The organism is Rahnella perminowiae (genome assembly GCF_019049755.1).
In the GTDB taxonomy this organism is placed as follows: Bacteria; Pseudomonadota; Gammaproteobacteria; order Enterobacterales; family Enterobacteriaceae; genus Rahnella; species Rahnella perminowiae.
Window position 1 is genome coordinate 1 of the sequence record NZ_JAFMOS010000482.1, and the last position, 11958, is coordinate 11958.

Sequence of the window (11958 nt, forward strand, 5' to 3'; positions counted from 1 at the left end):
TATTTCCGGCAATAGAAACATACAAAATCATTACAATCCTGTTCATTGATTTTTTATTCCAATGAGGGGCGAAAATGATTTATTACGCGCCACACTTTACTTCTTCCTGCCGCTTTGGTTCGAAATATTGCGAGCCGGCAGCGTACAGATTTCCGCCTAACTCGTCGCTGAATCTTGTCCTTTTGAGTAATGCGGGGTAGTTTTACCCTGATAACGTCTTATTTTTGCCTCGGGTTCCTCGAAGGCAGCCTTCAGGAGGAGTAGTCATGGCTTTACAACAAGAGATTATTCAGGCTCTGCACGTTAAACCCCACATCGATGCCGCACAGGAAGTTCGTGTCAGCGTTGATTTTCTCAAAAGTTACCTGCTGGCCCACCCGGTCATCAAGACACTGGTTCTGGGTATCAGCGGCGGGCAAGATTCTACTCTTACCGGCAAACTTTGCCAAACAGCAATTAATGAATTACGTGCACAAACCCATGATGGCGACTACCAGTTCATTGCCGTACGCTTGCCGTATGGCGTGCAGGCGGATGAATCGGACTGTCAGGATGCCATTGCGTTCATTCAGCCGGATCAGGTTCTGACCGTCAATATCAAAAATGCTGTCCTGGCGAGCGAAGCGACCTTACGTGAAATTGGCATTGAACTGAGCGATTTTATTAAAGGGAACGAAAAAGCCCGTGAGCGCATGAAAGCGCAGTACAGCATCGCCGGGATGAAAAAAGGCGTGGTGGTCGGGACGGATCATGCCGCCGAAGCCGTAACCGGTTTCTATACCAAATATGGCGATGGCGGTACGGATATTAATCCCCTTTTCCGTCTGAATAAACGTCAGGGGAAAGCACTGCTCAGGGAAATGGGTTGCCCGGCGCATCTGTATACAAAAGCCCCGACGGCGGATCTTGAAGACAACCGCCCTGCCTTGCCGGATGAAGCCGCACTCGGTGTAACCTATGATTTGATCGACGACTATCTGGAAGGCAAGAAAATCGACGATAAATATGCCGCCATTATTGAGGGCTGGTACCTGCGCACTGAGCATAAACGTCAGCTGCCGGTAACCGTATTTGATGATTTCTGGAAGAAAAAATAAGCCTTCCGTCATGGCTTAGCTACCGGGCACCTGCGGGTGTCCGGATTTATTCACCGTGCTCACCGGTCTGATTATCACAAGCTTCTTTCCATTCATTAACGAAATCATTACCCTTAGCGTCCTTCCGGATGACTGACAGTGATGTTTTCAATGCAAAAATTTCTTTTCCTGCTGCTGAGTATGGTGCTGCTTGGCCCTTTAGGTATTGATTTATACCTGCCTGCCATTCCCGCCATTGCACTCGGTTTACAGAGCACCGAGGCGGTGATCCAGTCCTCAATTTCATTATTTATTCTGGTGATGGGGCTCGGACAGCTGGTGGCCGGTCCACTGGTTGATAAATGGGGTCGTCGCCCGATCGCCATTATCGGCGTTGTGGTGTATCTGGCGGGTGCAATCGTTGCCGCGACGTCCGTCACACCGTGGATGTTTTTATTATCCCGCGTCATTCAGGGGCTGGCTGTCTGCTGCACGTCCGTGGTGATTTTCAGCAGCGTGCGCGACCGGATGAGTGGCAATGAGGCCGCCCGCGCATATGGTTTTCTCAACGGCACACTGAATATTATCCCTGCACTGGCCCCGCTGATCGGCGGCCTGATCGCCCAGTATTATGGCTGGCGTGCACCTTTCTGGGCATTGGCCGGTTATACGCTGGCGGTGATGTTGCTGGTGATATTCAAACTACCGGAGACACGCCCTGCTGATACCCAGACCAACAGCGGTCTGCCTTTCCGTCAGTATGCCCGCATTTTGTTCAACGCCCGCTTCATGACCTTTGCACTGGTAAATGCCGGCGCCATGGGGATGGCGCTGACGTATGTATCGCTGGCACCGACCGTATTGATGAACATCGCCGGGCTGACGCCATTGCAATTTTCGCTGGTATTCGGGGCGAACGGCTTCTGGATTATGGCGGTGAGTTTTATCGCCAACCGCATTATTCATAAAGTGGGACGCCCGGTTTGTCTGACTGCCGGCGGCATTCTTATGTTTGCCGGTTGCCTCGGGCTGATTGCCGGTATTACGCTGGTTTCACCTGCAGACCAAACCGCCACCTGGCTGTATATGCTGCCGGTCGCCAGCGCCTGTGCCGGTCTGGCGTTTCTGGTGGGTCCGGCCACCAGTTATGCACTGGAACCGTTCTCCGGCGAAGCAGGCGTTGCTTCAGCCCTGGTAGGTTCGGTGCAAATGGCGGGCGGTGCACTACTCGGTTTTATCGCCATGGCATTACCGTTACAGCCTAAACTGAGCCTGTCGCTGGTGATGCTGGCAGGCGGATGTCTGGCAGTGCTGGCACGTCGTGCGAGCAAAAAATCGACGGGCCGTCTGACCCGCCTGGAACCGTAATACTTTCTAACCGATTGTCGATACCGGTACGCGGGGTGCCAGCGCACTCAGCAATTCGTAGCCCAGCGTACCGGCCGCCGTTGCCACTTCATCCACCGGTAAATTATTTCCCCACAACTCAACCGGCGAACCAATCTGTGCCTGCGGACAGGGTGTTAAATCCACGGCCAGCATATCCATTGAAACCGTGCCGACCGTCGTTGTTCGCACGCCATCAACCCAAACCGGCGTACCGGAAGTGGCATGGCGCGGATATCCGTCTGCATAACCACAGGCCACCACGCCGATGCGCTGAGGACGCGTGACACTGTAACGCCCACCGTAACCCACCCGCGCGCCGGCGTTAAGCTCCTGTATGGCGATCAGCTCACTGTTAAGCGTCATCACCGGTTGCAGGCCGGTATGCGCAATATCTTTCCACTCACCGCTCGGCGACGCACCATAGATAATAATTCCCGGGCGGATCCAGTCATGATGCGTATGCGGATGCCACAACGTCGCAGCGGAATTCGCCAGACATCGCGGGCCGCGGATATTCTGCCCGGCGAGGTTAATCGCAGCCATCTGCGCGTCAACCCCCTCCACGCTGTCAGCAGTGGCGAAATGGCTCATCAGCGTCATTTCTCCCACCTGCTTCAGCTCGCGTAACTGCTGCCAGACATCCCCGGCACGTTCCGGCGCAAAACCCAGACGGTTCATACCACTGTTTACTTTCAGGTAGATATCGACCGGCTGGCTGACGCTGGCATGTGCAAGGGCTTTTATTTGCCATTCGCTGTGTACGGACGTGGTCAGACGATATTGATCAACCCTCGTCAAATCCTCAGCCGTAAAAAAACCTTCGAGCAGTAATATCGGTCCCTGCCAGCCGGACTCACGCAATAAAATGGCTTCATTGAAATCAAGCAACGCGAAACCATCGGTGGCCGATAAACTGCGCCAGATACGGGAAATACCATGACCGTAACCGTTCGCTTTCACCACCGTCCAGACTTTACTGCGAGGGGCAAAGCCGCGAATGAGGTGTAAATTATGGGTTAATGCAGACAGGGATAATGTGGCTGAAATCGGGCGTGGCATACCGGCTCCGGCAATAAGCAAAGTAAAACCCATACAATGTCAGTCACCGTATGGGATGGGATTACAGCAGATTCAGCCTACCGGATGCATGTTATGCGGACCTGCCGGACGGGCGATGAAATCCGGGCTGTAACGCTCAACCGACAGATCATCGGACGGGATCGCAGGCGTCACGCCGGACATAATATCCGACAGCAACTGCCCGGAGCCACAGGCCATCGTCCAGCCGAGCGTCCCGTGGCCGGTATTGAGATACAAATTCTTAATGCGCGTACGTCCGACAATCGGCGTGCCGTCCGGTGTCATCGGTCGTAACCCCGTCCAGAAGGTTGCCTGGCCGACATTACCGCCGTGAGGATAGAGATCTTTCACCACCATCTCCAGCGTTTCACGGCGCGCCTGCGCCAGCTTCAGGTTGAAGCCGACAATCTCCGCCATCCCCCCCACGCGGATGCGGTTATCAAAACGGGTGATGGCAATTTTGTAGGTTTCATCAAGCACGGTAGACACCGGTGCAGAGGCCGGATCGGTAATCGGAATGGTCAGCGAATAGCCTTTCAGCGGATAAACCGGAATGGCGATCAGATCGCGCAGCAACGCAGTCGAATATGAACCGAATGCCACAACGTAAGCATCCGCCCTGACGATCTCATTGCCACACTGCACGCCGGTGAGCTCGCCATTTTCAACATGCAGCTTATCTACCGTGCGGTTGAATTCGAAAACAACGCCCGCCTGACGCGCCATATCGGCCAGTTTACGGGTAAACATCTGGCAGTCACCGGTTTCATCATTAGGTAAACGCAGGCCACCGGTCAGTTTGTGCGCGACCTGTGCCAGCGCCGGCTCTGCGGTCGCCAGCTGGCTGGATTCGAGCAACTGATACGGCACACCGGCGTCTTCCAGCACGGCAATATCTTTCGCTGCACTTTCGAACTGCTGTGCGGTACGGAAAAGCTGCAATGTGCCGCCCTGCCGGCCCTCGTACTGAATGCCGGTGTCGTCACGCAGCGCTTTCATGCAGTCACGGCTGTATTCCGCCAGACGAACCATGCGGCTCTTGTTAGTCTGATAATGGTCCATATTGCAGTTACGCAACATTTGCCACATCCATTTCAGCTGAAACTGCGTTCCGTCGAGACGGATCGCCAGAGGCGCATGCTTCTGGAACATCCATTTAACGGCTTTGACCGGAACACCCGGAGCCGCCCATGGCGCGGCATAGCCCGGTGAGATCTGTCCCGCATTGCCCGCGCTGGTTTCTTCTGCCGGGCCTGGCTGACGATCAATGACCGTCACCTGATGGCCCGCTTTAGCCAGATACCATGCACTGGCGACACCGACCACACCACTGCCTAAAATCACCACACGCATATCGACTCCACTCCGCGACAAAACAAAGCATAATATTCTGATGACAGGAAATTAACCTGACTAAGAAAAATCACCAACACAGCCACTCATAACCGTGAGGTCTTTCACATTTATTTATCGTTCATGACAGCATTTTTTTCAATAGCCACAAATAAATAACGATATTTCGCAACATTCTGGCCATCCGGGAAGAAATTTATGGCGATATGACAGCAATGACTTCATTGAAATCAGAAGATATCCGGTACTTCAGGCGGCGTTTTGTTTTAGTTTTTTATTCTTTTATATCGTTACATTTAAAGAACAAAACACCACAAACCATCGCAAGTGTGATATTCCCTCGTCCCGGACAGAAAATTGACGTTCCGGTTGAACGGGGATTTATAAACGAGGCAAAGCAGAAGCTGATCCGTAAGGCGCAGAGAGCAGGAAGAATAGTGCCCTTAATAAGCAAAATTCTGGCGGCGTCACCGGGACACCAGGTTTCAATATATCCCCCCGCGTTCAACATCGGTTAATTTTTGCCACCCAGTCCTGCGATATTGTCAGTTTAAAATGTGATGCACATCGCAACTGTTTAATTACTGACCTACACTTCGAGTGGATTCATATCCGCACTGTTCATTTCAGCCATAAGGAGTCGCCTGTGAATAACTCAAACTTTCTGAAGCTTAAAGAGGGTACACAACTTTTTTATAAGGACTGGGGCAGCGGCCAGCCGGTGGTTTTCAGTCACGGCTGGCCCCTGTCATCTGATGCTTTTGAAGATCAAATGCTGTTTCTGGCGAATAAAGGTTATCGCGTTATCGCCCATGACCGCCGCGGCCACGGACGTTCTTCCCAGACCTGGGAGGGCAATAATATGGACCAGTACGGTGATGATATGGCCGAGCTGACAGCGCATCTGGACCTTAAGGATGCCATTCACGTCGGGCACTCCACCGGCGGTGGCGAGGTGGCCCGTTATATCGGCCGGCATGGCACTTCACGTGTGGCAAAAGCGGTGCTGATTGGCGCGGTGCCACCGATTATGATCAAAACTGAATTCAACCCGGTCGGTTTGCCGCTTTCTGTTTTCGACGGGATCCGTGAAGGCGTACGGAAAGACCGTTCACAGTTCTTCCTCGATTTGCCTGATGCCTTTTATGGCTTTAACCGCCCGGGTGCGCAGGCATCCGAAGGCTTGCGTCAGAGCTTCTGGTTGCAGGGTATGCAGGGTTCAATCAAGGCACTTTATGATTGTGTCAAAGCGTTTTCTGAAACCGACCAGCGCGAAGATCTGAAAAAAATGACTATCCCGACGCTGGTGATTTACGGTGATGATGACCAGATTGTGCCACCGGCATCCTCCAGCGAAGCCGCGCTTAAATTGTTACCGAATGGTAAACGTAAAGTTTATCCGGGTGCCTCTCATGGTTTGTGCAGCACCCATAAAGATCAGATAAATCAAGATTTGTTAGAATTTATCCGCAGTTAATCCCCGCCGTTCGTTTTATTCTCTCCGGTTGTTCACCCAAAGCCTGACTGCCTGCGGCTTTGGGTTCTTCATGGCCCCCGATTGACAGTGTCCTGCCATAAGGATATAGATTTGTTGAGGAAGGGATTCAAGGTGTTTATCTAACGACACACTCAGATTGAGCTACGATTATCAATGGACGTACGAAATCTTAAGAAAAGGTTGTGAATCAAACACTCTGTAACGTCCATAACTGAATGAGGGTGCGGCTTATGACGACAGTGACCCATGAGCAAAAAACTGAGGACAAACGTCTTAGCGATGGACCGGACTGGACGTTTGAGTTATTGCAAACCTATCTTGAAGAGATTGACCGGGTGGCAAAGTCCTACCGGCTGGAAACTTATCCGCATCAAATCGAGATCATTACCTCCGAACAAATGATGGATGCCTATTCCAGTATTGGCATGCCGATCAATTACACACACTGGTCGTTCGGGAAGAAATTCATCGAAACCGAACAATTGTACAAACACGGGCAGCAAGGTCTGGCGTACGAAATCGTCATTAACTCCAATCCCTGTATCGCCTATCTGATGGAAGAAAATACCATCACCATGCAGGCGCTGGTGATGGCGCACGCCTGCTACGGGCATAATTCTTTCTTCAAAAATAACTATCTGTTTAAAAGCTGGACCGACGCCAGTTCCATCGTCGATTACCTGCTGTTCGCCAAACGTTATATCAGCGAATGCGAAGAGCGTTACGGGGTCGATGAAGTCGAGAAACTGCTGGACTCCTGCCATGCGCTGATGAATTACGGGGTTGACCGCTATAAGCGTCCGCAAAAAATATCGCTGCAGGAGGAACTGGCACGGCAAAAAAGCCGCGAGGAATACCTGCAAAGCCAGGTGAATTCCCTGTGGAAAACATTGCCGCGCAAAGACAGCGTAGACACACCAGAACAGGCACGCCGTTTCCCGCCGGAACCGCAGGAAAATCTGCTGTATTTTATGGAAAAAAATGCCCCTCTGCTGGAATCCTGGCAGCGGGAAATTTTGCGTATTGTGCGTAAAATCAGCCAGTATTTTTACCCGCAGAAGCAAACACAGGTCATGAACGAAGGCTGGGCGACGTTCTGGCATTACACCATCCTGAATCATCTGTATGACGAAGGAAAAGTCTCCGACCGTTTCATCCTGGAGTTTCTGCACAGTCACACGAATGTGGTGTATCAGCCGCCTTATAACAGCCCGTATTACAGTGGCATCAACCCGTATGCTCTGGGTTTTGCGATGATGCAGGACATCAAGCGTATCTGTCAGGAGCCGACGGAGGAAGACCGCTACTGGTTCCCGGATATCGCCGGGTCAGACTGGCTCGACACGCTGCATTTTGCGATGCGTGACTTTAAGGACGAAAGCTTCATCAGCCAGTTTCTTTCACCGAAAGTGATGCGTGATTTCCGTTTGTTTACGGTGCTCGATGATGATCACAATAACTACCTGGAAATCGCCGCCATCCATAATGAGGAAGGTTATCGTGCAATCCGTCAGGAATTATCGGCGCAATACAATCTGAGCAATCACGAACCGAATATTCAGGTCTGGAATGTGGATTTGCGCGGAGACCGTTCGCTGACCTTGCGCTATATTCCTCAGGATCGCGCGCCGCTTGATAAGAGCCGTCGTGAAGTCATGAAACACGTCCACCGTCTGTGGGGCTTCGATGTCTTCATCGAGCAACTCAATGAAGATGGCAGCGTTGAACTGCTGGAGCGCTGCCCGCCACGTCCGACGCCGCTGTAACTGAATAGGCTTCTGGCATTAAAAAAGGGCGCTGAGCGCCCTTTCTGATATTTGTCTATCTCACTCTTAACGATGCTTTTGCTCAGTCAGATCACCCGGCATCGCGCCCTGCATGCTGTGCCAGATTTCACCACTCTGACGTCCATAATTGCGCACACAATCCACAATTTGTTCGTAGCTTTTTTCGTGGCAAATTTCTGACAGTTTTTTATAAAAGCTGATGGCTAATTTGCGCGCTTCAGGGTTGGAGAAGTAATAGCGTCCGACGCGGGTATAAAGACCCCGCAGCCCGTTGATGATAAGACCATAAATCGGGTTACCGGAAGCAAATGCCAGACCACGGAAAATACCGTAATCAAGCGCCGTAAACGCTTCGGCATGATCTTCCACCTCTGTAGCCTTAGCGAGAACCTGCTGGGTTTCCTCCGGGTTGGTACGCATCGCTTTACGGATAAAAATCGTCGCGATGTTAGTACGCACGGACAGCAGATTATCAATCAGTTGCGGTACGCTGTCATGATCCAGACGCGCCAGCGTTTCAAGAATATTCAGGCCGGATGTTTCCCAGAAATTATTCACTTTCGTCGGCTTGCCATGCTGAATAGTTAACCAACCGTCGCGGGCAAGCCGCTGTAACACTTCACGCAATGTGGTTCGGGTCACGCCAATGAGTTCTGAAAGCTCTCTCTCAGCAGGCAAAATGGAGCCCGGAGGGAAGCGGCTGTTCCAGATACTTTCGATGATATACTCTTCGGCAAAACCGGCAGGACTTTGTGCCTTAATAACCATGTGTTTGTCGTTCCGTGTGGGGCTTTTATTAGGGATATAGTTCTGCTCATCATACCAGATGAAAATGCCCTGTTATAGCGTCCGCAGGGAACTAATGCTGAAACTGTGGAAGGGCTTACAGAATTTCACCTTTTTCAAGCGTTTATTACCTTGTCCCTGGCATTGGAAAAATCCAGTCAGACGATTAAACTTACTTATCTTTTTGACATATTGACAAGCTATATAAAGGATCTTTAGGGAATATGGAAACAACCTACAGTCGTGCATTTATAAAGAATTTTCTCGGTCAGTCGCCAGCCTGGTACAAAATAGCAATTCTGGCTTTTCTGATCATTAACCCGCTGATTTTCTTCCTGGTCAGTCCTTTTATCGCGGGCTGGTTGCTGGTCGTCGAGTTCATTTTAACATTAGGCATGGCGCTTAAATGCTACCCGCTGCAGCCGGGTGGATTGCTCGCCATCGAAGCCGTGATGATCGGCATGACCAGCGCAGAGCGCATCCGCGAAGAAGTCTCTGCTAATCTGGAAGTCATCTTGTTGCTGATTTTCATGGTTGCTGGCATCTATTTCATGAAGCAGTTGCTGTTAACCGTGTTCACCAAACTGTTATTGAATCTGCGCAACAAAATCGCCCTTTCACTGGCTTTCTGTTTTGCTGCGGCATTTCTCTCCGCATTCCTGGACGCATTGACCGTGATTGCCGTGGTGATCAGCGTTTCAGCGGGCTTTTATTCGATTTATCACAACGTCGCTTCAAATCAGAACGAAAATGCTGAGATCACCGATGACAGCTCGTTTACGGGTAATCAGCAGCACCAGGCGGTACTTGAACAATTCCGCGCATTTTTACGCAGCCTGATGATGCACGCCGGTGTCGGTACGGCACTCGGCGGCGTGATGACGATGGTTGGCGAACCGCAAAACCTGATCATCGCGAAAAGTGCAGGCTGGCAATTCACCGATTTCCTGATCCGCATGTCGCCCGTCAGCGTGCCCGTTTTTATCTGCGGATTAATCGTATGTGCCCTGGTAGAACGCTTCCGCTGGTTTGGCTACGGTGCGCAACTGCCACACCCGGTGTATGAAGTACTTAAAAAGTTTGATCAAAAGAACAGCGAGAACAGCACCCGGCAGGAACGTATTAAACTGGCCATACAGGCGCTGATTGGCGTGTGGCTGATTGTTGCGCTGGCATTCCATCTGGCTGAAGTTGGCCTGATTGGCCTTACGGTGATTATCTTTGCAACCGCATTATGCGGCGTCACGGATGAACATGCGATCGGCAAGGCATTTCAGGATTCACTGCCGTTTACCGCCCTGCTGACGGTGTTTTTTGCCATTGTCGCCGTGATCGTAGAACAACATCTGTTCAGCCCTATCATTCACTTTGTGCTTCAGGCTGCGCCATCGAGCCAGCTTTCGCTATTTTACCTGTTCAACGGATTGCTTTCCTCGGTGTCAGATAACGTTTTCGTCGGTACGGTTTACATCAACGAAGCAAAATCGGCGCTGGAAAATGGCATCATCGATCTGAAACAATTTGAGATGCTGGCGGTGGCGATTAATACCGGTACTAACCTGCCTTCCGTGGCGACACCAAATGGTCAGGCGGCATTCCTGTTCCTGCTGACTTCTGCCCTCGCACCGCTGATCCGGCTTTCTTATGGAAGAATGGTCTGGATGGCATTGCCATACACCGTCGTCATGACGCTGGTTGGCCTGTTGTGTGTTCAGTATCTGCTGCCCGATATGACGCAGTGGTTTAACGACATGGGATGGCTGAGTTTGCCCCCGGTAACGCAAATCATGACGGTGCATTGATCGGGGTAAGCGTGAGTCAGTAATTTCCTCTAAACGGCTTCACTCAGAAAATTACAGAATTTAAAGTCGAATTGTCCGATTTATATTAATTATTTACCGAATATTTAATCGGACAGGCTGGCAGCGGCAAGCAATTGGTTTACACTGCGTGTCAGTAGCTCACTGCAGGGAAAAATTTTCTATGTTGCAATATCTTAACCGCTGTTCACAAGGACGCGGTGCATGGCTTCTGATGGCTCTGACTGCACTGGCACTTGAGCTGGTTGCACTGTATTTCCAACACGTGATGTTACTTAAGCCCTGTGTCATGTGTATTTATGAACGTTGTGCCCTGATGGGGATTCTGCTGGCTGGCCTCGTCGGTGCTATCGCGCCTTCTACGTGGTTGCGTTATGCCGGGATCCTTATCTGGATCTACAGCGCTTACGAAGGTATCCGCCTGTCATGGGAACACACCATGATTCAGCTGCACCCTTCTCCGTTCGCCACCTGTGATTTTGCCGCGCGTTTCCCAACATGGTTACCACTGGACAAGTGGTTCCCGTGGATGTTTATCGCCAGCGGTGATTGTGCAGAAAAACAGTGGGAATTCCTGTCACTGGGCATGCCCCAGTGGCTGGTTGTGATTTTCAGCGTGTTCATGGTAATTGCTGTTCTGGTGCTGCTGGCTCAGTTCGTCAAACCCAAACGCCGCGATTTATTTGGTCGTTAATTAAACTATCGTTGAAACAAAAAAGCGCCTATCATGGCGCTTTTTTTATGTCTGTGGAGGAGAAGATGTTATCCCTAACAGACGTGATGTATTATCTGCAGCGCCCGATCAACACGGGCTTTCTGCCTCTGTGAGTTTTATTACCATTATTGGAACGTGCAATGAAAAATCTTCCCGTCTGGGCCATTTGGGTCATTTGTGTTGGAGCCTGCGTCGCCTTCTGGATCGTCGCTGGTTTCGTGTTATACGGCCTGTTTAAATAAACTTTAAACATCAGGGAAGAAGGCAGCAGTGGCATTTAAGGGAAATGGAATGACAAGGTATTAACGCGGGGGCAATGGCGGAGTCCCATTAATCCCGACGTTGGTTTTGATCAGAGGTCACATTTTCTCCTTCCCGGCACGCTGCGCTGCATAAAAAGAAACCTACCTTTGTAAATTTCTCAATGCATTCTATGCTACGAGGGCTAAAAGAT

Annotated in this window: 10 protein-coding genes; 7 read left to right on the forward strand and 3 right to left on the reverse strand. The window is 51.0% G+C overall.

The window, feature by feature from the left end:
- The first annotated feature begins 266 nt into the window (after positions 1-266).
- Both nadE and J1785_RS09240 read left to right on the forward strand, forming a co-directional pair.
- Positions 267-1097 (forward strand): ammonia-dependent NAD(+) synthetase, encoded by an 831-nt coding sequence (gene nadE, locus J1785_RS09235; RefSeq protein ID WP_217219273.1) that lies wholly within the window; start codon positions 267-269, stop codon positions 1095-1097.
- A gap of 150 nt (positions 1098-1247) precedes the next feature.
- Positions 1248-2444, forward strand: a complete 1197-nt coding sequence (locus J1785_RS09240) for a multidrug effflux MFS transporter (RefSeq protein ID WP_217219274.1) — start codon at positions 1248-1250, stop codon at positions 2442-2444.
- A 6-nt stretch (positions 2445-2450) separates the two neighbouring features.
- On the opposite strand, the gene dadX is transcribed toward J1785_RS09240, so the two are convergent.
- Both dadX and J1785_RS09250 read right to left on the reverse strand, forming a co-directional pair.
- Positions 2451-3524: a catabolic alanine racemase DadX gene (dadX, locus tag J1785_RS09245; RefSeq protein ID WP_129951125.1), complete on the reverse strand. Its 1074-nt coding sequence runs from the start codon at positions 3522-3524 to the stop codon at positions 2451-2453.
- A 72-nt stretch (positions 3525-3596) separates the two neighbouring features.
- Complete coding sequence (locus J1785_RS09250; RefSeq protein ID WP_217219275.1) at positions 3597-4898, reverse strand: D-amino acid dehydrogenase; 1302 nt, start codon at positions 4896-4898, stop codon at positions 3597-3599.
- A 206-nt stretch (positions 4899-5104) separates the two neighbouring features.
- Between J1785_RS09250 and J1785_RS09255 the strand changes: the two genes are divergently transcribed.
- The 3 genes from J1785_RS09255 (at position 5105) to J1785_RS09265 (ending at position 8162) form a co-directional block, all read left to right on the forward strand.
- Complete coding sequence (locus tag J1785_RS09255) at positions 5105-5416, forward strand: hypothetical protein (protein WP_217219276.1); 312 nt, start codon at positions 5105-5107, stop codon at positions 5414-5416.
- 128 nt (positions 5417-5544) lie between these two features.
- On the forward strand, positions 5545-6375 hold the full coding sequence (locus tag J1785_RS09260) for an alpha/beta fold hydrolase (protein ID WP_217219277.1): 831 nt from the start codon (positions 5545-5547) through the stop codon (positions 6373-6375).
- Between the two features lie 251 nt (positions 6376-6626).
- A complete protein-coding gene (locus J1785_RS09265) occupies positions 6627-8162 on the forward strand; it encodes a SpoVR family protein (RefSeq protein ID WP_217157259.1) in 1536 nt (511 codons plus the stop codon).
- Positions 8163-8228: 66 nt separating this feature from the next.
- Here J1785_RS09265 and fadR read toward each other — a convergent pair whose 3' ends face one another.
- Positions 8229-8951 carry a fatty acid metabolism transcriptional regulator FadR gene (fadR, locus tag J1785_RS09270; RefSeq protein ID WP_129951121.1) on the reverse strand — a complete coding sequence of 241 codons (723 nt, stop codon included), beginning with the start codon at positions 8949-8951 and terminating at the stop codon, positions 8229-8231.
- A 242-nt stretch (positions 8952-9193) separates the two neighbouring features.
- On the opposite strand from fadR, the gene nhaB reads away from it, so the two are divergent.
- Both nhaB and dsbB read left to right on the forward strand, forming a co-directional pair.
- Positions 9194-10771 carry a sodium/proton antiporter NhaB gene (gene nhaB, locus J1785_RS09275; protein ID WP_129951120.1) on the forward strand — a complete coding sequence of 526 codons (1578 nt, stop codon included), beginning with the start codon at positions 9194-9196 and terminating at the stop codon, positions 10769-10771.
- A 181-nt stretch (positions 10772-10952) separates the two neighbouring features.
- Complete coding sequence (gene dsbB, locus J1785_RS09280; protein ID WP_015697193.1) at positions 10953-11483, forward strand: disulfide bond formation protein DsbB; 531 nt, start codon at positions 10953-10955, stop codon at positions 11481-11483.
- Positions 11484-11958: the final 475 nt, after the last annotated feature.